The organism is Bartonella sp. bp_1 (assembly GCF_055808085.1).
The window spans coordinates 1,598,979-1,623,916 of sequence record NZ_CM147851.1 but is presented as its reverse complement, the minus strand read 5'-3'; the positions used below and the strand labels follow the sequence as shown (position 1 = coordinate 1,623,916).

The following is a 24,938-nucleotide window of genomic DNA, read 5'->3' as shown; positions in this document are numbered from 1 at the left end:
CATGAAAATTTTCTATTCGAAAACACAAGGCTTTTTGGTAAGCTCAATCCACATGAGCATTCCAGATGATGCAGTGGAAATTGGCATTGAACAACATCAACAATTGTTAGCTGGACAAAGTGTCGGTAAACATATCAAAGCCGATAAGCATGGGCTTCCAATCTTAATAGAGCCCACCCCGCCAAATCTTGAAATGATCAAAGCCGGTCTGAAAAATCGAATTGATGCATATGCAGAAAACGAGCGTTTGAAATATATCACCGGCGGTGACGGCCAAGCTAGAACCTATCAGGAAAAGGTCAATCAGGCCGCCGAATATTCCGGCGCTTTTGCCGCCCATATGGCCAACCCTGAAAATGTACCAGAGCCGGACGCAAGTCTTTATCCGCTGCTCGCGGCAAGTATGGGAACACCCGACGGCAACACGCTTTTGGAAATAGCCGAGACCGTTACATATTCCTATCTGGCATGGCTTCAAATCAGCGCGGCAATCGAGACAGTCCGCTTGCAATCCAAAGCCGCAATTGATGGCACAGACACCGCAGAGAACGCGCAAATGATTTTTGATGGCATTGTCTGGCCCAAACGTTTACTTTCCAACTTGTAATTTCAAAAGTCAGTAAGGAACACGATAAGGTTATATGTTAGATGTTTGGTATTTATCGCACTATTTTAGCTATACTCGTTGTCTATCAGCATTTTTATGTATTGCGTTGGGGGCAGGCAGCGGTCGTAGCTTTTTTTTGCCTTAGTGGTTTTTTAATGACACTATTGATTCATGGACCATACCAAAATCGCTTTGGTGCCTTTGCCATGAATAGGTTTCTTAGATTATATCCAGCCTATTGGGTCACCATCTTAATCACTGCACTCATGCTTTTATATGGCTGGCCGTCTTCTCAAATTAACACCACCTTTCCTGATGGTCTTTGGGCATGGTTTAAACATATAATATACATAAACGAAGCAAACGACAAAAATCTGATTGTCGTGTCTTATGCAGTGACAAATGAATTGCTCTTTTATGTTCTTATTGGTTTAGGGCTTTCAAAAACTTATAAGAGAACGCTTTTATGGGTTTTATTTAGCGTGATATTTATGGTTGCTATCCATATCTGGGCAGCCCCAAATTCACAATTGCGGTTTTTTTCTCCTTTGGCCGCTACACTGCCGTTTTCTGTTGGGTCTTTGGCTTATCACTTACGCAATAAAGTGACAAAGCCGTGGTTATCTTTATTCATAGCACTTCCGATTATTGGGTTTTGTTTTTATGGACTACAAACATTTAAGTCCGTGCCTAATGTTGCATATTATAATGGTTATCCTCATAATTTATTGTTGTTTATATTGGTCTTTGTTTTCAGCGCCGTTGCAGCGTTTCTTTATCGTCTAGGAAAAAAGGCAACGGGCAATCTAAGAAAAATGGATAGCGCCATAGGCCTCATAAGCTACCCTATGTATTTGGGGCACTTTACAATGGCTATACCTATAAGTCTTTTCATCCCTTTAGGAAGAAGCTTTATTTTCGGTACGTCAGTATTATTGATGAGCACACTCTATGCGATATTTATATATTGGATGGTTGATAGGCCTATGGAAAAACTGCGGAAAAAAAATCGCGTTAGAGGCCGGATCGGTTAATTCCGATCAACGGGGCCAATCGCAAAATAACCCCCGCCCGACGACACATAAGCATAACGCCGCGACCGCTTATCATCACCCGTTAAAGACGATGATGCGCCGCTATAAGACAAAATGCTTTAAGGAAATCAGATGCGGACAGGGCGCGGGTGCGATCGACGTGGCTTGCGCCAATCTAGGGCTGCCTTATACTGGTATTGAAATAAACCCACATTATTTTGATATTGCCTGCCAGCGTATTGAAGATGCTCAAAAGGGCAAGGCGGTTTGACTGTCAAAACGTTGCAAGCGAAACGGATTCGCTTGCAACGTCAGAATGGTGATTGATAAGGCTGAAATCTAACCGCGCCTTGTCTCAAATATCGTGTAATTTTGTCTCAAAAATTGTGGCGCGCTACACGTCAAATTGTTTAAGCTTGATATGAATATTGTGATAGACTGGCGGAGAGGGAGGGATTTGAACCCCCGATAGAGTTGCCCCTATGCCGCATTTCGAGTGCGGTGCTTTCAACCACTCAGCCACCTCTCCGTTGAATTGTTATCGGGCCGATGCCCTGTCACAATTGGTGTGAGTGTTCACGCGCTGTGAAATAGCTTTCAAATGCATTCAAAACAAGCCCTAATTTGATTTTTTTTAATGCGGCTTCGTTGACTCGTTGAAAGCTCTGTCTTATAGACAAGTATACAGCGTGGAGGAATCCGCGCCTGTTTTGTTTGCGGGGTTTCCCGTTATGATGAATCGACTGAATAAAAAGACGGACAGTTTCCAGACTTTAAAGACTGAAGACAAGAGCCGGAACGAACGGAAGGATTAAAAATGTTCGCAGTCATTAAAACCGGTGGCAAGCAGTATCGTGTTGCCGCTAACGACCTTCTCAAGGTCGAAAAAGTTGCCGGCAGTGCCGGTGATATTGTCGAGTTCAATCAGGTGTTGGTTGTCGGCGAAGGTGAAAAGGCAACAATTGGTGTGCCGCTTGTTGAAGGTGCATTGGTTACAGCAGAAGTTGTTAAGCAGGGCCGTGCACGTAAGGTTATCGCTTTTAAAAAGCGTCGCCGTCAAAATTCGAAGCGTACCCGTGGCCATCGTCAGGAGCTTACAACAATCCGTATTTCGGAAATCCTGACTGGTGGTGCAAAGCCTAAAAAGGCTGCGACCAAGCAGGAAAGCAAGCCTGCTGTGAAAGCTGCTGCACCCAAGGCCGCTGCAGCGCCGAAAGCTGAAGCAAAAACTGCAGCCCCAAAAAAGGCCGCACCGAAAAAAGAAACCACTGGCAAAGCAGCCGCGCCTAAAAAGGCTGCAGCTAAAAAGTCAGATAAGTAATAGAGATTAAAGGAGAACACCGATGGCACATAAAAAAGCTGGTGGTTCCTCGCGTAACGGTCGCGATTCAGAATCAAAACGCCTTGGCGTCAAGAAATTTGGCGGTGAAGCTGTTCTTGCAGGCAATATCATTGTTCGTCAGCGTGGCACTCAGTGGCACCCGGGGGATAATGTAGGCATTGGTAAAGACCATACATTGTTTGCACTAACAAACGGTACGGTTTCGTTCCGTACGAAAGCCAACAATCGTTCTTTCGTGTCGGTGATTCCGATGGCGGAAGCCGCAGAGTAAGCCGGGAGCTCTTTAAACAGACCGGCGTCCCATCGGGCCCGGTTGTTGGAAAGTCTCCAAAAGCATTGAAAAGGGAAAGATGGGGCTCCATCTTTCCCTTTTCTTATGCTCCAAGGAGGTTACAATGAGCACGGAAATATTAGATGATGAAAGAGGCAGGCAGCGGCAGATCAATTGCCCTGTTCTGGTTACACAGAGGCTGGTTTTAAGAGCACCCCATGTGGAAGACATGGACGCCATTGCCGATCTCGCCAATAACCGTCGTGTATCCGCTATGCTTTCTGAAATGCCATATCCGTATACCCGAAAACATGCTGCAGAATTTATTCTGCGCTCGGTGGCTGGCGAGATGGGCTATTGCGTCTATGCCATTACTCTTGCCGAGACGGGTGAATTTATTGGTACCTGTTCGATCCGTGAATGTAAAAATGCGGAAGGGCTCGAAATTGGCTATTGGATTGGTGAACCCTATTGGGGGCAAGGCTATGCCAGCGAGGCTGTTAATATATTAATTGATACGGTTTTTCGTGTCAGTGATATGGATAGTCTGTATGTGTCGTGTTTTGCGGCCAATACACGTTCCAGACATGTTATTGAGAAAATGGGCTTTGAATATATCGGTATGGGGGAATGCCCATCTCTGGTTTCAGGTCTGGTTATGACTGATTTCTATCGGTTGACGCGTGAGGCATGGTTGGGATTGCGTAGCATTGCTGCCTAATTTTGATAGCATGATATGCTTTCAAGATGGTCCGCTCAGTTTCTGGATGGGCCATTTTTTTGAATGATAACGTTCTTCGGGGACTTTGTCAGTTCATGACCGGCATTCGTTGGTAGGCGTTGAAAGATAAAGAAGGCCAAGGCGGAAATAATGCTGATTGTATAGAAGGCTATATGGAAGTCGGAGAGTTTTGGTCCGCCGCCGTGGGGCAAAATGCACAGTTCCAAGATCGCGCCAGCAATGGCAACCCCTAGAGCAAGGGAAGCTTGTTGGGCGACAGCCGAGATCGGTGTTGCTTGACTGACTTGTTCGTTTGGTATCTGCGCAAAGGAAAGGGCATTGACGCCGGAAAAAAACAGGGATCGTAAAAAACCGCCAATCAACAAGATGAAAAGCATCCAGAGATAGGATGTTTGTAGTGTAAACAGTCCATTTGCTGCAGTAAAGCATGCAGAAATAAGAGCGCCATACATTAGGACACGGCGGAAACCGAAGCGTGCATAGACAGCATTGGCGCCGAACTTCATACACATAGAACCGATCGCACCGACAAATGTGATCAAGCCTGATTGTAATGGAGAAAGGCCAAAGCTTAATTGTAGCATCATTGGCAACAAAAAGGGGATGGCTCCAATACCTAATCGGAAAATTGAACCACCGGTAATCGAGTTGCGAAAGACAGGATCACGAAAAAGACGAAGGTTGAGTAGTGGGTGTTCTGTGTGGGCGGCATGGTGGATATAGAGCCATGCAGCGATGAGGCCGAGGCCAACCATTAAAATGCCAATCCATTCGGGCAGTGCCGGTAAGCTGATGACTGAAAGGCCGAATATGAAGCCAGCCATGGCAAGGCCTGATAATATGAAGCCTAGCCAGTCCAGTTTTCGGTAAAGGAGGTTTTCATCACGGGGAAGATAAAGGGTTGATAGAATGAGACCGATGATGCCGATGGGTATGTTGATTAGAAAGATCCAATGCCATGAGAAAAAGGTTGTAATAAATCCACCGACGGGAGGCCCGACAAGTGGCCCGGCAAGGGCAGGTACGGAAAGCCATGAGAGAGCGACAACCAGTTCGTTCTTCGGGGTGGAACGGATGAGCAACAAGCGACCAACCGGTGTCATCATGGCGCCGCCTATGCCTTGCAGGAAGCGCGAGAAGACGAAAGATTGAAGTGAGAAGGATCCTGCACATAAGAGTGAGCCGATCATGAAGACAACAATGGCAATACGGAAGATGTGGCGGGCTGTAAAACGGTCTGCCATCCATCCGCTGATAGGAATAAAAATTGAGAGGGATACCAGATAGGATGTCATGGCCAGTTTAAGCGCGATAGGACTGGTATCTAGATCGGCAGCAATAGCGGGTAGGGATGTAGAGATTACATTGGAATCCATATTTTCCATGAACAGCGCTACCGCAAGAACAAGGGGGAGGATACGGATCAAATTTGACTCCCGAATATAGTCTTTTTTTGAAGTTTCAAAGATGGCCTGTATTAATGTAGCCTCTTTGGAGAAACTGAAAAAGCCACTTTATTGTGGGGCTCTATATCAATATGTTATATAGCGCCCAAGCGATGCCAGACTGGAAAATGGCTTTTAAGTACTGTTTCAACCTGAGGTTTGATAAGCGCCATGTGCTGTTCTTTTGTTTCCAGTTTTCTGTTTTTGTCGATTAGATAATCACCACGCTGTGACAGATTGTTCCAGATCGTGTCGCTAATAATATCAATCTTCTTTTCAGTGTTATTGAGCAGTGCTTCATAGACGAGAAGCTGGAATAGCCCGACAATACGTGGTGAGCCGATTAGGGATCCTAAAAATGATGCGCGCGTGGCGTTATTGCTGATATAATAGGTAATCATATTTTTATTGAACTTCATCGTATCGGCTTTTGAACGACGTGCATTGTTAGGCAAGACAATCTCAATCTGACGGGAGGCTAGGAGCATGCTTAGCATATGAAGTGGATTGGTATCATTCGGATTTTCAATTGTCTTGATTATATTGCCGATTGTATGGGGCTTGTCTGCAAGCATTTCAAAAATGATTTTATAATTTTTTTCATCGAGCTTGGCGTTGCCAAGTGGTATTTTTATATCATATTTGATGTTTTCCAACGGTACGCTGAGGATAACCTCTATGCCTTCAATATGTGACCGTATGCGTTTTGCTGCAATTTGTCGTGCGCCGCGTATAAAAATATCGCGCCGGAAGGTGCGTTCCATAAAATAGTCTCGCACAGTTTCACGTATAGAGGCCGGTATCTTGTTGAGTGCGTCGATTTGCTCTTTTGTCAGGCACCAGATATCAACATTTTCAAGTAGATTGGACGAGCCTATGTAGTTCAATTTTGCCTTTTCAAAAACGTCAGCGACATCTTTATGAAAAGTCGGGTCCCAGTTTGCATTGAAATATTCATGCGAAAGATAATTGGGGTCTTTATTGGTTAGTCCATTTAGAAAACTTTTGGGAATATAACGTAAGCCCTGTGTAACAAGGTCTTCAATAACATTCAGAGATTGTTTGACACGCTGGTTTGTCTGTCCGACCATTTGTTCACCCAGTATATACATAAGCTGGCGTAACGGAACGATATTGGTCCAACCCGGCATGGCATTATACGAATTATAGACAGCGCCCCCTGGTTTCAGATGTCTGCGGATGAATTCTACAATATGATCGCGGTTTTCCTTTGATATCCATGTCCATATACCATGCAGTGTAATATAGTCGAACTGAGGCATATCAGCGGGAATATCTCCTAAAGCCAGTTCTTCAAATGACTTTTCTTCATAGTGGATATTGGTAATACCGGTTTTCTCTGCTAGTTGGCGCGCACCTGCAATATGAGCAGGCATAAAATCAAAGGCCCAAATTTCTCCCTTAGGATTACCGGCAGCAATATTGAGAGCTGTTTCTCCTAGACCGCACCCTAATTCACAATAGGTAAAGGGATCACCTGTTTTTACGGGTGGTTCTACGCCGTTGATTAAGCATGTGATGTTGATGTGGATAGGGCTTTGTTCCGCATAATAACCAGGAACATATTCTACATCAGAAACGTAGCCATCATCCCATTTATCCGTCATATCAATCATCCTTTTGGTTACGATAAGAAAATGTCTAACCTATACTTTATGTTGTGACTAGCACTCCCAAGTGTCTTTGCTGCAAAGAATGGTGGAAATCCAAAGTTTTTACTCTATTTTGTCATGTGATAAGATTATACTCATAATGGAAACAGTATGCTGATAAAACGGCAAGATCTTACCCGTGGACCGATTAGTTCGACATTGCTTGTCTTTGCTTTGCCGACTCTTTTATCCAATATATTGCAATCTTTAAATGGCTCGATCAACACGGCATGGGTTGGCAGGTTTCTCGGTGAAAGTGCTCTGGCGGCTACAGCCAATGCCAATATTATAATGTTTATGCTATTTTCGTTGGTTTTTGGTTTTGGTATGGCGGCAACAGTGCTTGTGGGCCAAAGCTTCGGGCGCCATCATATTGACGAAGCACGTCGTGCTTTCGGTGCGGCTATTGGTTTTTCCTTGCTCCTTTCCATTGTGGTTGCTATTTTAGGATGGTTGTTTTCTCCGCAGATTTTGACGATTCTTGATACGCCGGGCGAGGCGTATATGCAGGCGGAATCCTATTTGCGTATTATTTTCATTGCTATGCCGCCGACCATGATGATGGTTATGGTCATGATGGGGCTTCGTGGTGCTGGAGATTCATGGACTCCTTTGTGGTTTATGATCGTCAATGTTGTTTCAGCTGTTGTGTTGAACCCAATATTGATTTTGGGATTTGGTCCCGTGCCGGCTATGGGGATTGCCGGTTCGGCTTGGGCAACGGCTGGTGGTGCCTATGTTTCATTATTTGCGCTTATTGCTTATATTTATTGGCGTAATCTGCCATTGCGTTTGCTGGGGCATGAATGGCGTTATATTTTGCCGTCAAAATCGTTATTGAAGGTTATTTTGTTCAAAGGCTTTCCCATCAGCCTGCAAATGGTGGTTATGTCGACTGCCGGGCTTGTTATGGTTGGTCTTGTCAATCATGAGGGCATTGATATTGTAGCCGCTTATAATGTTAGCCAGCAATTATGGACTTATGTGCAGATGCCTGCAATGGCGGTTGGTGCGGCGGTCAGTGCTATGGTAGCGCAGAATATCGGTGCCGCTTTATGGCATCGGGTCTGGCAAATTACGCGTGCTGGTGTTGTGATCACTCTTGTGATGATTGCAGTTTTATTGCTTCTATTACTGTTTTTTGATACGGCGGTCATGACTGTTTTTTTAGGGGCTGGAAGTCCGGCAATTGCGGATGCCCGTCACATTCAACTTCTGGCAAGTTGGAGTTTCTTGTTTTTCGGTGTTTCAATGGTTCTTTATGCGACGTTGCGTGCTAATGGTGCCGTCGTGGTGCCGCTCATCTGCTTGTTTGTTGCCATGTATCCGATACGGCTTGGGTTTTATTATCTGTTTTATCCTTTCATAGGTGCCGATGCGATCTGGATTAGTTTTCCTGTTGGTGCATTTGCTTCGCTGTTGATGGCTTATGGTTATTATCACAGCGTTAAATGGCGCCAGGTTGCACTTATTGATCCGGTGCTGGGTGAAGATAGGGCTGCCAGATAGCGTGCATAGCAAAGAAACTGGTCGATTGGCATAGATTGAGCTTTTAAAGGCTTTAATTGTCAATTGTTATTGATGATATGCATGCGTGAGGACGATTGATAAAATTTTTGCCCAGCAAGTGCGATCATAAGTGCGATAAATCCCATAATAATTGAGAGATAAAAGCCGCTTGTTGCGCCGTGATTATCTATTAGATGTCCTGAAATGGCGGCACCGATAGAAACGCCGATTGATAAACCTGTTACTGCCCATGACATGCCTTCGGTCAATTTTGCTGCCGGTACGCTTGATTCAATGAGAGCCATAGTGATGATAATGGTTGGTGAACAGGCAGCTCCTGCAATAAACAGAACGATGCCCAAGGACCATAGGTCGCTGACAATTAAAAGTGGCAGAGTTGTAATGGCTGCCAATGTAATCATAATGACAAATTGGCGGGCTAGAGAAGCCTGGATATTGCGGGAGCCATAAATAATGCCGGTAATAAAAGAGCCTAATGCATAGGCTGCCAGTGGCAGGCTAGCAAGCGCCTGTTGGTCAAGCTCTTTGGCAAAGGCCAATGCTGTAATTTCTGCAGTGCCGAAAATACTGCCGATGGCGACAAGTGTTAGTGTTAGAACAAAAACAGCAGACTGCCGGATGACAGAACCTTTTTGGCCTGCTTTTTGTGTAATGATTGGCGGCTCACTTTTGTGCTGGGTTAGAAACAGGCTGGCGCCGGTAATAAGAAATATGACAGCTGCCAGAGGACCGGCGGCAGGAAAATAATGGGTTGTAAGAAATAATGCGATAATGGGTCCAGCCATAAAGATCATTTCATCAATAATGGATTCAAAGGCAAAGGCGGTGCGTAATTGAGGTAAGCCACTATAGAGCATAGACCAGCGGGCGCGCACAAAAGATCCAAAGCTGGGCATGAAGCCGGTCATGATGCCAAGAATAATCAATGTATAAATGGAGAAGTGCATATGAGCGGCAATTAACAATAGGCAAAGGGAAATAGCACTTACAAGTGTCCCCCAAATGACAACCCGCTGTTGACCGTAGCAGTCTGCAAGACGTGATAATTGCGGGGAAAGAATGGCGTTGGATAGAACGTAGGCAGCTGCGACATAGCCGGCACTACCATAAGATCCGCTTAATTCGCTCAGCATGGCTATAAGACCGATTGAAATCATGGCAATTGGAATACGGGCAATAAAACCAGTTAAGGAAAACCCTACAGAGCCGGGTGCTTTGAATATTTCTAGATAGGGATTGGCCATTATGTTTATCGAAAACCTAAACTGTATTTCCGTATATGGATATAGCGCCGTATGTCAATACATGATCAGTTGTGAATTTAAAGGATAATCCGTCTGTACCTTTGCCGGTTTAATATGATTGACGGCGGTGTCAAGGAGTGATTGTTTTATGGCAGGGCTGTGCGTTAAAAGCTTCTAATTTTTCCATGTGGCTTTAAGAGTGCGTAGCCAGTTTTTATGGCAAATTTTTTCAATGGTTGTGAGATCGAAACCGTATTGACGCATGGCGTTGATTAATGCGGGCAGTTTTGAAGCGTCGCTGAGTTCGCGCGGTACGGTTGTGCCGTCGAAGTCAGAGCCGAGGGCTACATGATCAATACCGATGCGGGTGGCAATATAGTCAATATGGCGGATGATTGTTTCCAAGGGCGTATCAGTAAGGCGTTTTCCATCTTCGCGAAGGAAAATAACCCCATAATTAATTCCGATCAGTCCGCCACTTTCGCCTATCGCGTCAATTTGTTTGTCGGTAAGATTCCGGCTGCTCGCGCATAAAGCGTGCGCGTTGGAATGGGTTGCAACAAGCGGTGCGTCGCTTAGCTTGGCAATATCCCAAAAGCCTTTTTCATTCATATGCGATAGATCAATTAAGATATTGAGTTCGTTACAGACACGGATAAGTTCTTTGCCTCTTTCGCTTAAACCGGGACCAATATCGGGTGTGGACGGAAAGCGGAAAGGGACGCCAAAAGCAAAATTATTGGGGCGGCTCCAGACAGGGCCGAGGCTGCGTAGTCCCGCTTGATGCAGAACATAAAGCTCATCAAGATTATCACCAATGGCTTCAGCGCCTTCAATGTGAAAGACGGCGGCAAATTGTTCAGTTTTAAACGCTGTATCAATATCTTGGACTGTGCGACAGATTTTAAAAAGCTGTGGTCTATAACGCTCAATCCTAGCTAGCAAAGCGGCCATGCCCATGGTTGAGGAAAGGGCTTGGGTGTGATCAAGCTGTGGTTTTATATCGGCATTGTCCGCATCCGGATTGGTGTTAGGGGGGAAAATCGCACACATTCCTCCGGCCATGCATCCTGTTTTAGTCGTCGTTCTATTAATGTGTCCATTATCGATTGGATCAAAAAATTGCATATATGTATTTTTTTGATCCATCTCCCATAGGCGCAATAACATGTCGTTGTGTCCATCAAAAATAACCGGTGTGTTGATTGTATTCATGGATGTTTCCGAACAAACAAAAATTTATATTAATATTACTAAATGATTCAAAGATATAACGATAATGAAATTTTCTGATGCTAAATTTCATGAGGATTATAAGTAAATCTATGTTGACCCTTGAATTTATTTATAAATCTGGGTAGAAAAAATCAAAGTGATTCGTTTTCTTTATAGAATCACTGGGTTTTTTGCCAATTTGCCGTCCTTTTGTTGGGGGTGTTGCAGTCGGCATTTGGGTTTGAGTATCGTTTCCTAAGAGTATTGGCAGTATTGCCGCCGTCGATAGCCGTGCTTTGTTTTGTGCTGGTGTGTGCGGTGGTGGATTCTGTGTGTTTTTAGGAAGAGGTAGTTAAGGTTTTTTTATACGCCGGCGTCTTTCTGATGGGGCTGTTTATGACTAGGGGTTGCATATGAGATCTACACGCTCTGCGCTAAATTTCAGTTTTTTATTGGTTGTTTTGGCTGGCTGCGCTCTTGCCTGGGTTACTCTTTTACATGGTGATTTTTTAGCGCATAACATTATATTTAACACGATTATCGCTGTTTTTGATGTTGTTGTTATCCTTTATGGCTTGGTGACGTTTCTTTTTATTGCGCGCGGGATGACGCAGTGGCGTAGCTTTGAAGTCAGCTTTCCAAGAGATGCAGAGCCAAAATTGGTTGGTGGCATGCGCTTGTTTCGCGGGCGTTTGAAGGATCTTATTAGTTTTGACGAGTCGGAACGTTCTGCAGTCGTTGATCTTTTGTCTAAGGCATTGGGTTGGCGCGTCGATTTTCTTTATTATGCAGCTGGTATCGTGATCTCTATGGGGCTTCTTGGTACGTTCTATGGTTTGACTTTGACCATGGAAGGTATCCGTACCTCCATTGAGGCTCTTTCGACGACAGATGAAATCAATGCAAAGTTGCTGGTTAATAGTTTGGCTGTGCCTCTTGGTGGTATGGCGACGGCTTTCTCGTCTTCGATGTTCGGTTTGGCATCCTCGATCCTTCTGAGTTTTATGGCTTATTTTTTCAGTCGTGCAAGTGAAGGGTGGGTCTATGAAGTTGAAAAATGGTCGTTTGTTGCCGGTGAAGATAATGCTGCTAATCTCGTTGGTTCCGATGAGGCGCAGGATGTTACAGTCAAGGCGATTAACCGTTTGGCTGGCGTCTTTTCTCGTCATGTCGGTTTTGCGAAGGAGGAAAGCGAAAAGCTTGTTTCTGTTACCAATACGATGGCTACCGGACAAATTGCCCAGCAAGAATCTTTGCGGGAATTGGTTGGTCTTGTTGCAGGGCACAATGTTGCGATTGAACGCTTGACGACGCAAATGGTTGAATCGGCTGAGCGTGTGGCGGATTCAAATGAGCGTGCGGTTGAGGTTATTGAGCGTAATAATAGTGTTGTTGCACAATCGGTGGCGGATGTCAGTCAGATTCGTGTGCAGTTTTCCAGCGGTGTTGAAGGGCTTTTGGGTAAGCTTCTGCAGATTGAACAGAATACTCAGTCCATTAATCAGAATGCTGCCCGACTTGTTTCAGGTGGTAATGAGCAAGGGGTTGCTCTTGATACGGCGCTGAATGCCTTGCGTGCACAACAGGAGGCTGTAATGGAGAGTATGCGCGAGTTAACGCAAGCGCGTGTCTCTATTGTTTCGGCTGTCCAGGCTGCGCAATCTAGTAAAGACAAAAGGGGTTAAGCCATGTTGGTGAAGGGGTATATCAAGGCAGCCATATCGGGCTTGCTGTTGGGGACATGCATCATCTCAAGTGGTTGTGCGACCAATAAGAAAAATAGTTTTGCACCTGCTGGTGTCGATCCTATGTCGACGGAGTCTATTTCATCTCAAGGTGAGGTTAAGAAGTCCGAGAATGCTGAGGAGAACGCACGGGAAATCAGTTATCCTGTGCGTCCAGGTGCTGTTGTTACTCTTGGTAATGCGTTGCAGATGGCGGCTAATTACTCATGGACGATGAAGGTTGCGCGCGGCGAAGTAGATGTTGCACAATCGCGCCTTGATCAGGCTAAGGCTCAATATTATCCAACTTTATCAGCTGAGATCAATTCGCAAAATGCGCGTGTCTCCGGTGGTATAGACGGTAGTGATCGTGATTTTGACGATGTTGCCTATGGCGGTGTTTCGCTGCGCTACAATGTTTATGATTTCGGCCGTCGCGCGGCATCGAATGCCGAGATGCAGCATATGGTGCGTGCAGCAGTTTATGCTAAACAGTCTGAAGATCTAACCGTCTTGTTTGAGACGGCAAATGCTTATCTTTCTGTGCAAAGTTTGACTGAATCTTATAATGCAGCATCGGCTTATATAGATAAGATTACGCAACTTAACGAAACGATCAGACAAAGTGTTCAGGGTGGTATTTCACCTGAATCTGATGCTGTTCGTGGACGTTTGGCATTAAGTAATGCCATTAACAGGCGTAAGCAAATCGAGCTTAATCTCAGTCGCGCTAAGAATAAGCTAAATGCGCTTGTTGGGCAGGAAATAAAAGTTGCCGGCCTTAAGAAGGCGGGTTTGCCTCGGACTCCTGACCTAGAGGTGACAGCTGTTACGGCATCGGATGCAAATCCTGCTGTTCTGGCGCGTGATGCAGCTTTGGATGGTCGTCGCGAGCGTGTTGCTGGTGCGAAGGCTGATTATATGCCGCGTATTGATGTGTCTGGTGATTATAAACGTGCATTAGAAAGTGTTGATGATCTTTATGATGTGTCACGTACGGATGGTGGTATCCGTGTTAAGTTCTCATTTGATATTTTCGACATGAGCAAGAAGGGCAAAGTTTCCGAAGCTTATGCTCAGGTTAATGTTGCTCAATCGCAGCTTGGTCTTGAGCGTGCAAAGGTTAATGATCAGGTTCGAGCATTGCTTGGCGATGTCAAGATTAATGCGGATCAGTGGTTGATCAGCGGTGAAGCGACAAAAGAAGCCAACAAGACTCGTGATCTTTATCTTGAGGAGTTTCGCTTAGGGGATCGTAATCTTTCTGATCTTATAACGGCAGAGACAGAATACTTTACGGCTCATACTGAAGCGATTGATGCTAAATTCGGTTATTTGAAGTCGGTATTTAGTATCTATTATTTGGCAGGCAAGCCACGTGAAGGACTTGTAGCTTTGAAATTATTGGATAGCTGATCATGAAAAGACGTGGAAATGAAAATATTTGGATCGCTTATGCCGATATGCTGACTGTTTTGCTAATGGTCTATTTGCTGTTGGCTCTGCTTTTCCAAGTTATTTTGGCAACGTCGCGCATTGTCGGTAAGGATGTTGAGATTGCCAAATCGCCCGATAATGTTGCAACGAAAGAAGTGCCGGTGCCTTCGGCGCTAAATGAAGCCAAGCCATGGAATCAGGCGCAACCGCAGGAGGCTCGACCTAATACGCCGGCTAAAACGCCGAGCGAAATAGCGCCAGTGGAAACTGCCCAGCAAGCGGAAACGACGCAGGAAGTTGTTGAGGCCAAAGGTGATGAAGGACCGGGTGCTGGTCAGGAAGCAATGAAACTGCCTCTGGTGATGGTTGATCTTCATCAGCTTGAGCCGCGGGATGGAGATTTGCGTCTTGATATAAGTCTTTCTCGTACGTACATTACTGATCCGCAGAAAATGCAGGTTAAAGCTTGGGCTGAATTGAATAAATCTAAGATTTCTTCAGGAGGTAAGCTTAGAATTTATTCTGTCGCGAGAAGTGTAGGTGTTTCAACGGGCGATGTTCTTTCAATGCAGGTAAATCGTGCTGTTGCAACTATGTCTGTTTTGCGTCAGGAAAAAATTCCGCAAAGCTCTATTCTTTTTGATAATTTGATAGTACCTGATTCACGAAATGATTTTCTGGTGCTTCGTATTGTCAAGGAATAATTATGGTCAGAAAGGTCTCGGCCTGATGAGGCTTCAAAGTGTGGCTATTAAGGTTTTGGAAGAATGGAAGTTTCAAAACCTAAATCACAAAAAGGTGCTAACTTTATGTGTGTTGGCTGCCTTTTTGTGGGCGGCTTTATGGCCATTTGATGTGCTCGTACGGGGACGTGGTATTATCCGTGTTGAAGGACATAATATTGTTATACAGCATGCCGAAGGTGGTGTGTTGACTAAGCTTTTTGTATCAACTGGTCAGGTTGTTAAAAAAGATGAAAAGCTTGCTGAAGTTGAAAATCTGACAGTTATTGAAGAACATGAAAGTGCATTGATTGCCGTTCGGGCTTTGGAAACTCGCGAACAGCGCTTGAAGGCCGAGCTTGCTCAACAAGATTTTAGTCCTGAGGTGCCTAAAGAGCCGGCTTTACAGGAAATTTATTCGAGTGAGAAAAAGCTATATGATGCGCGCCAAAAAGCACTCAACGAAACTATTAATATAGGTAAGAATAATCTTGCCCAGATAGAATCTCAAGTGGCTGAGTTGAATAGTCGTATTGAGGATCTCGGTCGTGAAATGCAGCTATCCAATGAACATTTGAAGCTGCTTGAACCGTTGGTTGCAAAAGGTGCTGCTGCTGAAGCGGTGTTGATGCAGAGGCGTCTTGAATATCAAAAAACAGTCAGCGCTTTGAATGAGGCGCGTGCAAAGTTGCCAACTTTAAAGGCAGAGCGTGATGGTGTTCGGCTTAAGCTTGATATGACGCGGACAGAATTTAATGAAGATGCCAATAAACAATTGTCTGAGGCACAGCTGAAATTAGAGCAGGCGCGTGCACAATTGGTAGCGAGTGAAAAACGTCAAAAGAATAGTGCTGTTTTATCTCCTGTTGATGGTATCGTTCAGCAGGTTGCGATGCCGCATGTAGGCGCTGTCTTGCGGCCTGGTGAACAGCTATTTGAAATTGCACCAAGCGAAGTGCCTTTGGTTGCCGATGTAAAGGTTGCGCCGCAGGATCGTGATCGTATGTGGGTGGGACAAAATGTTCATGTGCGGGTCGCTGCCGCTTCGGCATATAATAATCCGACGCTTAATGGTGTCACAACGGTTATCAGTGCAGATACAATGGGTGATGATGAAAAAGGTCGCTATTATGAAGTGACCATTAATATTACCGATCAGCCGAAAGATATAAAAATATTTCCCGGTATGTCTGTAGAGACATATGCACAAGCCGGACAGCGGACTTTTTTGGAGTATTTATTCAAGCCGTTTCTTGATGGTGCCCGCGTTGTTTTTAGCGAGTAATTCGTGTATAGCTAAAGATTGATATTGTTTGAGGGTCCCTTGGTGGGGCTTTTATATTGGGGTTAAAGCCATGAAGTTACCATTGCCGCAGAAGGATGGCCTTGCTGTTCTTGTTGATACATATTCCGACAATCAGGTTCCGCTTAATTCATCGGATGTAGAGATTATTGTACGCGGCAGTGACGTTGTCTTGCGCACGAAGGATGGGGCCGAGCTTGTTTTGGTACAAGGCGCGCAGATGGCGGCGATGCATGAAAATGTTTTCAGCCTTGTTTTTCAGGATGGCAAGCAGATTGAATCGAGCGAGTTGTTTCAAGCAGCTGATTCCATTGAGGCTGGTCCTGAACTGACGGACATTAAGGATCTGAATGCACAAAGTGAAGTTGTTGTTGATCCTTTGATGGTGGTTGTACAGTCACCGACGACGAATGCGGCGAGTGACAGTCTTCTTGATGATAGCACGATTTCCGGTCTTTCGAGCAGCAGCAGTGCTTCCCGTATTAATGTTGCCGATTTTTTAAGCGAAGTGAATCCGTCAGGTGATGTGAAAGACTTTGGTGTTTCGACGGGTCAGTCGAAGGATGCGCCGCCTGAAACGCCTCGTCCTGATAATCCTCCGACAGGTGGCGGTGGTGGTAAGGTTGATCCTGGTCCAGGTGGTGGTGGCCATGAAGAAGGTATGCCTGCCGTTAATGATGTATCTCTATATCAGGTTGAGACGGGCAAGCATGAAAGTCTGGACGGCAATAAGGTCTGGATGGTTGGTGGTGGTACGACGCATAGTGCCACCGATTCTGATCTTGGTGTTCAATATGATAAGGTGAATGCAAATTTAAGCGGCGAAAGTGGTGATTTGACGGTTTATTCCGATCATGAGGCTGCTTATATCAAGTTCAAGGTTAATAAAGACCAGTTGATTGATAATCCAGATTATGATGCGTCTGTTACGGATCCTGAGGATCCTCGGTCTGATCCGCATTTGTGGAATGATGATTATGATCCGTCCCAGCCTGAATCGGATGAAAATGTTAAATATCAAAAGGAAGATGTTGCTGTTGCCGATGGTTCGATGACGGGTAACCGTTTGGGACGTGTTGTCGAGATTAATGGCCTTGTGAGCGGTCAGAATATCAGCAGTTGGAAGATTGGTGATATTGTTTCGCCGAATGGCGGTGAGACACCTCCGGGAATTTATCTTATTCTGCCGGGCACGCCGCAGGCGAAAGAGCTTGAGGCGCGTTATGGTATCAAGCTTGAGAATGACCAGTTCTATATCAGCTATGATGCGGATGCCAGAAATGGCGCGGGTTATAATAATGAGCAGATGGTTGTGCGTTATTATAAGACCGATGCGCAGGGCAATTTTATATTGGGTGCCGATGGCAAGCCGATTATTCAAAAGGAAGTTACGCTCGGGTTTGTGACGGATAAGGGGGATTCCCACCTCACCGCCGAGATGAATGACAAGGGCAATATTTATTTGCCGAATTATCCCAATGAGCGCGAGATCAAGACGGGCTCCGGAGATGATCATATCTATGCGTCTACCTTTAATAAGGACGTCAGTTATGATGGTGGCAGCGGTTTTGATACTCTGGATTATAGCAAATATGTTCCGCTGGCCGGACAGGGGCGCAATGGTATCAAGTTTGACTTGACCGATTGGGCTGATGGCAAGGGAACGGATAGTCAAGGCAATGTTGCCGGGATTCATAATATAGAAAAAATAATCGGTTCTTCGATCAATGATGTTTTTAACGGTAATCTGACGAAAGACCAGACCTTTGTCGGTGGTGGCGGTTATGACCAGTTCAATCTGGCTAGTTCGTCAGGTAATAATACGCTGATCGGTGGTGTGGATGAAACAAGAAATCTAAATGATTGGACACGATATTCTTCCAGTAGATGGGGCAATGATTTTCATATTGAAAGAAGCTCTGGTGACAATGTGATCACGGGTGCTGTCGGCGCTGATCGATATGATGGTACTCAAAGTACGGGTAATAATACGATTACTGATGCAGGAGGCGGAGATTTTTACTATTTTGATCAGTCAACTGGTCAGACCACGATTACGGATAATGGTGGTAGTGATGCCTATTACTTTAGAGATACGTCCTATTTAAGTGCGGACGGTACGGTTCATAAAATCAATATCACTGATGAAAATGGGATTGATTTTTATAATTTTGAGAACACTCAATCGGTTGTGAATATTCATGACTCGAGTACTTCTGTAGATGGATATTATTTTCTCGGTAGCAAGTCTCTTGGGAGTGAAAAAAATACGATTATTGATGAAGGCGGGAGTGATCTTTATAATTTTATCAATTCTTCAAGCAATAATGTTATTGTAGATAAGTCTCGAACAGACGTAATTTTGACTGGATCGGGAAGGCTTCGGGATAGCGGCTCTGTTGGTCCGGATGATGTTGTGAATGCGAGTAGATATGCCGCAGATGGAATGAATAGGTTCAATTTTTCACGATCGACCGGTAATAATGAAATCACCGCAATGAATGGAACCAATCATTTTCATATGGATTTCTCGACTGGGAATAATGTTTTAACCGGCGGTATTGGTCGCGATATTTTCTATGCCGGTTATGGTAAAAATACCTATGATGGCGGTTCTAATAGTATCCAAGGATGGGATTTGGATATTGAATCGAACGATGGCGGCGATACGATATTATTTAATCATTTTGAAGCTTCTGAACTGGCTGAAAGTGGCGTCAATTATGGTATGTATGTCGATCTTGCCGGTGGGGCCATTCATAAAAATGGTGGTAACAACAAGGATTATGGCACAGTCACCAATGTAGAAAATGTTGTCGGCACTAAATATGATGATCATATTATCGGCAATGCGTCTAATAATATCTTTTATGTGACGGCTGGGAATAATCAATATGAAGGCGGCGGCGGCAGCGATACGCTTTATGTTAGGTGGTATACTTACTGGGAAAAAAGCGAAGTTACCAATAAGCAGTTAGGGGATACGTTTGGTACCTATACAGCCGATTTTACCCATGGCATCGGCACCAATCTGTGGAAGGGTGATGAGACCTATAAGGATATGTCCAATTATTATGGGGCGTCTAGTGATCGTAATATTGTTACGTTGAATGACCATCTGGATGGTAATGCTAAGGGTGGCGATCAGGCTGATATATTCTATGGTGTGGGCGGACGTACAGGTGGTCATAATGCGGCTAACCATGATGATCCGGCCAATAATGATCCGACCAATGATAAAAAAGTCAATCATACATATCAGGGGGATGCCAGTCAGGATGAGATCGATTATCAGCATCATGGTTTGACCCGTGGTATTTATGCCGATTTTTCTGCTAGTGGTAATGGCGATATTCTTAAGGGGATTGATGCCAGCGGTGGGCATGAGAAAGAAAATTACGGGGCGCAAGGTAAGGATATAATTGTAAATATTGAAGTTCTGCGTGGTACGGATTTTGATGATGTCGTCAAATTGAGTCAAGCTGGTGGACATACAATTTATGTTGAAGGCGGTGATGATTATGTCTATGTCCGCTCTTCCGGTACGGCGCTCGGCAACTTTATTCATGGTGGCGGTTCCGGAACGGCTGTCGTTGATTATTCAATGACCACAAACACATCGCTCAAGATTGATATCACAGAAAAGAGCGGTACGGTTCTTCGTGATGGTGGGGGGTCCAACCAGTTCCGTGATACGGTTAATGAAATCACCGATATTGTCGGTACATCGAAGAATGACTTTCTGCGCTTCACAACACAATCACGTACCAATAATGCGAGTGATGAAACCTATCTTGTCGGCTTTGATGGCGGTGATGGTCGGGACTATATGCTCAAAAACGGCAACAAGGCAGGTACTTTTGTTTTGGGTGAAGGGTATAAGAATGTCGAGGTTATCTCCTTCCAAGATAAGGTTGATAGCAACGACCATGTTACCTTGAATCTTGATGATTTCTTCAAAACCTATGGTACGGGAACGGCAAGTGAATATACCGATCCTAATAATCCTTCTGGTCCTAAGCTGAATGGTCATCATCTTGATCTTTATGTTGATAGTCTTGACGAGTTCCATATTGGACAGGATAGTGGCTGGACGGCATCATCCGATGCACATACAAAAACTTGGTCCAAACAGGTGAGTGACGGTAATGGTGGCTCATATACGGAAAGTGTTACAGTCCATGACAATACGCATCAGCCAAGTTGATGTGGTGACAGCTTCGTTGAGATGAAGGCTGTCAGATTGGCTATTTTTTGTTAACCCTGTTTGAAGTTGATGAATCCGACACTGTTTTTGGCTGATAGCGCGTTGTTTTTAGCGAATAATTCGTGTATAGCTAAAGATTAATATTGTTTGAGGGTCCCTTGGTGGGGCTTTTATATTGGGGTTAAAACCATGAAGTTACCATTGCCGCAGAAGGATGGCCTTGCTGTTCTTGTTGATACATATTCCGACAATCAGGTTCCGCTTAATTCATCGGATGTAGAGATTATTGTACGCGGCAGTGACGTTGTCTTGCGCACGAAGGATGGGGCCGAGCTTGTTTTGGTACAAGGTGCGCAGATGGCGGCGATGCATGAAAATGTTTTCAGCCTTGTTTTTCAGGATGGCAAGCAGATCGAATCGAGCGAGTTGTTTCAAGCAGCTGATTCCATTGAGGCTGGTCCTGAACTGACGGACATTAAGGATCTGAATGCACAAAGTGAAGTTGTTGTTGATCCTTTGATGGTGGTTGTACAGTCACCGACGACGAATGCGGCGAGTGACAGCCTTCTTGATGATAGCACGATTTCCGGTCTTTCGAGCAGCAGCAGTGCTTCCCGTATTAATGTTGCCGATTTTTTAAGCGAAGTGAACCCGTCAGGTGATGTGAAAGACTTTGGTGTTTCGACGGGTCAGTCGAAGGATGCGCCGCCTGAAACGCCTCGTCCTGATAATCCTCCGACAGGTGGCGGTGGTGGTAAGGTTGATCCTGGTCCAGGTGGTGGTGGCCATGAAGAAGGTATGCCTGCCGTTAATGATGTTTCGCTTTATCAGGTTGAGACGGGCAAGCATGAAAGTCTGGACGGCAATAAGGTCTGGATGGTTGGTGGTGGTACGACGCATAGTGCCACCGATTCTGATCTTGGTGTTCAATATGATAAGGTGAATGCAAATTTAAGCGGCGAAAGTGGTGATTTGACGGTTTATTCCGATCATGAGGCTGCTTATATCAAGTTCAAGGTTAATAAAGACCAGTTGATTGATAATCCAGATTATGATGCGTCTGTTACGGATCCTGAGGATCCTCGGTCTGATCCGCATTTGTGGAATAATGATTATGATCCGTCCCAGCCTGAATCGGATGAAAATGTCAAATATCAAAAGGAAGATGTCGCTGTTGCCGATGGTGCGATGACGGGTAACCGTTTGGGACGTGTTGTCGAGATTAATGGCCTTGTGAGCGGTCAGAATATCAGCAGTTGGAAGATTGGTGATATTGTTTCGCCGAATGGCGGTGAGACACCTCCGGGAATTTATCTTATTCTGCCGGGCACGCCGCAGGCGAAAGAGCTTGAGGCGCGTTATGGTATCAAGCTTGAGAATGACCAGTTCTATATCAGCTATGATGCGGATGCCAGAAATGGCGCGGGTTATAATAATGAGCAGATGGTTGTGCGTTATTATAAGACCGATGCGCAGGGCAATTTTATATTGGGCGCCGATGGTAAGCCGATTATTCAAAAGGAAGTTACGCTCGGGTTTGTGACGGATAAGGGGGATTCCCACCTCACCGCCGAGATGAATGACAAGGGCAATATTTATTTGCCGAATTATCCCAATGAACGCGAGATCAAGACGGGCTCCGGAGATGATCATATCTATGCGTCTACCTTTAATAAAGACGTCAGTTATGATGGTGGCAGCGGTTTTGATACTCTGGATTATAGCAAATATGTGCCGTTGGCCGGACAGGGGCGCAATGGTATCACGTTTGACTTGACCGATTGGGCTGATGGCAAGGGAACGGATAGTCAAGGCAATGTTGCCGGGATTCATAATATAGAAAAAATTGTCGGGTCCTCGGTCAATGATGTTTTTAACGGTAATCTGACGAAAGACCAGACCTTTGTCGGTGGTGGCGGTTATGACCAGTTCAATCTGGCTGATTCATCGGGTAATAATACGCTGATCGGTGGTGTGGATGAAACAAGAAATCTAAATAATTGGACAGGATATTCTTCCAGTAGATGGGGCAATGATTTTCATATTGAAAGAAGCTCTGGTGACAATGTGATCACGGGTGCTGTCGGCGCTGATCGATATTATGGTACTCAAAGTACGGGTAATAATACGATTACTGATGCGGGAGGCGGAGATTTTTACTATTTTGATCAGTCAACTGGTCAGACCACGATTACGGATAATGGTGGTAGTGATGCCTATTACTTTAGAGATACGTCCTATTTAAGTGCGGATGGTACGGCTCATAAAATCAATATCACTGATGAAAATGGGACTGATCTTTATGTTTTTACCAATACAGAAGCTGTTGTCACAATCAATGATACAGCAAACTCTAATGATGCTTATGTTTTTACCAATAGTAAAAGCGGTGGCACTGATAAGAATACAATCACGGATGAGGGAGGGTCTGATTTATATGATTTTGCCGGTTCTTCCAGCAACAATATCATTATAGATAAAAGTGCGAATACTGATCATAAGTATGGTTATTGGTATGACCCTAGGACTGGCAACTATTACGCTGGGGAACAGTTAAATCTTACTTCTGAAAATATCAGAAATAACAATCTTTCTGGTGAAACGAACTGGTTCAACTTTTCGAAATCGACGGGTAATAATGAAATCACCGCAATGAATGGAACCAACTATTTTCATATGGAGCTTTCAACCGGAACCAATGTTTTAACCGGTGGACTCGGGCGCGATATATTCTTTGCCGGCTATGGCAAAAATACCTATGATGGCGGTTCTAATAGTGGTCAAAATTGGTATGCACCTTTGACTGACGTCCAGGGTGGCGATCAAATTCGGTTTAATCATTTTGAAGCTTCTGAACTGGCTGAAAATGGCGTCAATTATGGTATTTACGTCGATCTTGCCGGTGGGGCTATTCATAAAAATGGTGGCAACAACAAGGATTACGGCACAGTCACCAATGTAGAAAATGTTGTCGGCACTAAATATGATGATCATATTATTGGCAATGCGTCTGATAATATCTTTTATGCTACAGCCGGGAATAATCAATATGAAGGCGGCGGCGGCAGCGATACGCTTTCTGTTGGTGGGTATACTTACTGGGAAAAAAGTGAAGTTACCAATAAGCAATTGGGGGATACGTTTGGTACCTATACAGCCGATTTTACGAATGGCATTGGTACCAATTTATGGAAAGGCGCCGAGACCTATAAGGATATGTCCAATTATAGGGGGTCAGCTGATGATCGCAATATTGTGACGCTGAATGACCATCTGGATGGTCAAGCTTGGGGTGGTCAACAAGGCGATATATTCTATGGTGTGGGTGGACGTACAGGTGGTCATAATGCGGCTAACCATGATGATCCGGCCAATAATGATCCGGCCAATGATAAAAAGGTCAACCATACTTATGATGGTTATGCCGGTCAGGATGAGATCGATTATCAGCATCATGGTCTGACCCGTGGTATTTATGCCGATTTTTCTGCTAGTGGTAATGGCGATATTCTTAAGGGGATTGATGCCAGCGGTGGGCATGAGAAAGAAAATTACGGGGCGCAAGGTCAGGATAAAATTTTAAATATTGAAGTTCTGCGTGGTACGGATTTTGATGATGTCGTCAAATTGAGTCAAGCTGGTGGACATACAATCTATGTTGAAGGCGGTGATGATTATGTCTATGTCCGTTCTACCGGAACGGCGACCGGCAACTTTATTCATGGTGGCGGTTCCGGAACGGCTGTTGTCGATTATTCAATGACCACAAACACATCGCTCAAGATTGATATCACAGAAAAGAGCGGTACGGTTCTTCGTGATGGTGGGGGTTCCAACCAGTTCCGTGATACGGTCAATGAAATCACCGATATTGTCGGCACATCGAAGAATGACTTTCTGCGCTTCACAACACAATCACGTACCAATAATGCGAGTGATGAAACCTATCTTGTCGGCTTTGATGGCGGTGATGGTCGGGACTATATGCTCAAAAACGGCAACAAGGCAGGTACTTTTGTTTTGGGTGAAGGGTATAAGAATGTCGAGGTTATCTCCTTCCAAGATAAGGTTGATAGCAACGACCATGTTACCTTGAATCTTGATGATTTCTTCAAAACCTATGGTACGGGAACGGCAAGTGAATATACCGATCCTAATAATCCTTCTGGTCCTAAGCTGAATGGTCATCATCTTGATCTTTATGTTGATAGTCTTGACGAGTTCCATATTGGACAGGATAGTGGCTGGACGGCATCATCCGATGCACATACAAAAACTTGGTCCAAACAGGTGAGTGACGGTAATGGTGGCTCATATACGGAAAGTGTTACAGTCCATGACAATACGCATCAGCCAAGTTAAGCTGCAGGACCAAGTGGAAAGTATGCGATTATATGTCTGATTTGATTTCGGCCTTTGCGCAAGCCAGTGATGGCCTGCGC

At 44.8% G+C, this 24,938-nt stretch carries 16 protein-coding genes and 1 tRNA gene; 12 read left to right on the top strand and 5 right to left on the bottom strand.

The features are described from left to right. Position 1 precedes the first annotated feature (1 nt). Both ACYZ97_RS07895 and ACYZ97_RS07890 read left to right on the top strand, forming a co-directional pair. Positions 2-607 (top strand): hypothetical protein, encoded by a 606-nt coding sequence (locus ACYZ97_RS07895; protein ID WP_473297970.1) that lies wholly within the window; start codon positions 2-4, stop codon positions 605-607. A gap of 41 nt (positions 608-648) precedes the next feature. Then, on the top strand, positions 649-1,641 hold the full coding sequence (locus ACYZ97_RS07890; protein ID WP_473297968.1) for an acyltransferase family protein: 993 nt from the start codon (positions 649-651) through the stop codon (positions 1,639-1,641). A 439-nt stretch (positions 1,642-2,080) separates the two neighbouring features. Here ACYZ97_RS07890 and ACYZ97_RS07885 read toward each other — a convergent pair. Next, positions 2,081-2,170, bottom strand: a tRNA-Ser gene (locus tag ACYZ97_RS07885). Positions 2,171-2,458: 288 nt separating this feature from the next. On the opposite strand from ACYZ97_RS07885, the gene rplU reads away from it, so the two are divergent. From rplU to ACYZ97_RS07870, 3 genes are all read left to right on the top strand, one after another. Beyond that, positions 2,459-2,962 (top strand): 50S ribosomal protein L21, encoded by a 504-nt coding sequence (gene rplU / locus ACYZ97_RS07880; protein ID WP_473297966.1) that lies wholly within the window; start codon positions 2,459-2,461, stop codon positions 2,960-2,962. A 22-nt stretch (positions 2,963-2,984) separates the two neighbouring features. Beyond that, on the top strand, positions 2,985-3,254 hold the full coding sequence (rpmA, locus tag ACYZ97_RS07875) for a 50S ribosomal protein L27 (RefSeq protein WP_473297965.1): 270 nt from the start codon (positions 2,985-2,987) through the stop codon (positions 3,252-3,254). Between the two features lie 124 nt (positions 3,255-3,378). After that, a complete protein-coding gene (locus ACYZ97_RS07870; protein ID WP_473297963.1) occupies positions 3,379-3,975 on the top strand; it encodes a GNAT family N-acetyltransferase in 597 nt (198 codons plus the stop codon). 35 nt (positions 3,976-4,010) lie between these two features. Here ACYZ97_RS07870 and ACYZ97_RS07865 read toward each other — a convergent pair whose 3' ends face one another. Both ACYZ97_RS07865 and ACYZ97_RS07860 read right to left on the bottom strand, forming a co-directional pair. Next, positions 4,011-5,423: a DHA2 family efflux MFS transporter permease subunit gene (locus ACYZ97_RS07865; RefSeq protein WP_473297961.1), complete on the bottom strand. Its 1,413-nt coding sequence runs from the start codon at positions 5,421-5,423 to the stop codon at positions 4,011-4,013. Between the two features lie 113 nt (positions 5,424-5,536). Then, positions 5,537-7,069: a class I SAM-dependent methyltransferase gene (locus ACYZ97_RS07860; RefSeq protein WP_473297959.1), complete on the bottom strand. Its 1,533-nt coding sequence runs from the start codon at positions 7,067-7,069 to the stop codon at positions 5,537-5,539. Between the two features lie 156 nt (positions 7,070-7,225). On the opposite strand from ACYZ97_RS07860, the gene ACYZ97_RS07855 reads away from it, so the two are divergent. Next, positions 7,226-8,623 (top strand): MATE family efflux transporter, encoded by a 1,398-nt coding sequence (locus ACYZ97_RS07855; protein ID WP_473297958.1) that lies wholly within the window; start codon positions 7,226-7,228, stop codon positions 8,621-8,623. 59 nt (positions 8,624-8,682) lie between these two features. On the opposite strand, the gene ACYZ97_RS07850 is transcribed toward ACYZ97_RS07855, so the two are convergent. Then, positions 8,683-9,888, bottom strand: a complete 1,206-nt coding sequence (locus ACYZ97_RS07850; protein WP_473297956.1) for an MFS transporter — start codon at positions 9,886-9,888, stop codon at positions 8,683-8,685. Positions 9,889-10,062: 174 nt separating this feature from the next. Continuing rightward, a complete protein-coding gene (locus ACYZ97_RS07845; protein WP_473297954.1) occupies positions 10,063-11,103 on the bottom strand; it encodes a dipeptidase in 1,041 nt (346 codons plus the stop codon). A 413-nt stretch (positions 11,104-11,516) separates the two neighbouring features. Between ACYZ97_RS07845 and ACYZ97_RS07840 the strand changes: the two genes are divergently transcribed. The 6 genes from ACYZ97_RS07840 (at position 11,517) to ACYZ97_RS07815 (ending at position 24,858) form a co-directional block, all read left to right on the top strand. Further along, a complete protein-coding gene (locus ACYZ97_RS07840; protein ID WP_473297952.1) occupies positions 11,517-12,788 on the top strand; it encodes a hypothetical protein in 1,272 nt (423 codons plus the stop codon). A gap of 3 nt (positions 12,789-12,791) precedes the next feature. Further along, a complete protein-coding gene (locus ACYZ97_RS07835; RefSeq protein WP_473297950.1) occupies positions 12,792-14,243 on the top strand; it encodes a TolC family protein in 1,452 nt (483 codons plus the stop codon). A 2-nt stretch (positions 14,244-14,245) separates the two neighbouring features. Beyond that, the gene (locus ACYZ97_RS07830) at positions 14,246-14,968 is read left to right on the top strand and encodes a hypothetical protein (RefSeq protein WP_473297949.1); all 723 of its coding nucleotides are present in this window, start codon (positions 14,246-14,248) and stop codon (positions 14,966-14,968) included. A gap of 40 nt (positions 14,969-15,008) precedes the next feature. Further along, on the top strand, positions 15,009-16,271 hold the full coding sequence (locus tag ACYZ97_RS07825) for an HlyD family type I secretion periplasmic adaptor subunit (protein WP_473297947.1): 1,263 nt from the start codon (positions 15,009-15,011) through the stop codon (positions 16,269-16,271). A 70-nt stretch (positions 16,272-16,341) separates the two neighbouring features. After that, a complete protein-coding gene (locus tag ACYZ97_RS07820) occupies positions 16,342-20,496 on the top strand; it encodes an autotransporter outer membrane beta-barrel domain-containing protein (protein ID WP_473297945.1) in 4,155 nt (1,384 codons plus the stop codon). Positions 20,497-20,685: 189 nt separating this feature from the next. Continuing rightward, a complete protein-coding gene (locus ACYZ97_RS07815; protein WP_473297943.1) occupies positions 20,686-24,858 on the top strand; it encodes an autotransporter outer membrane beta-barrel domain-containing protein in 4,173 nt (1,390 codons plus the stop codon). Positions 24,859-24,938: the final 80 nt, after the last annotated feature.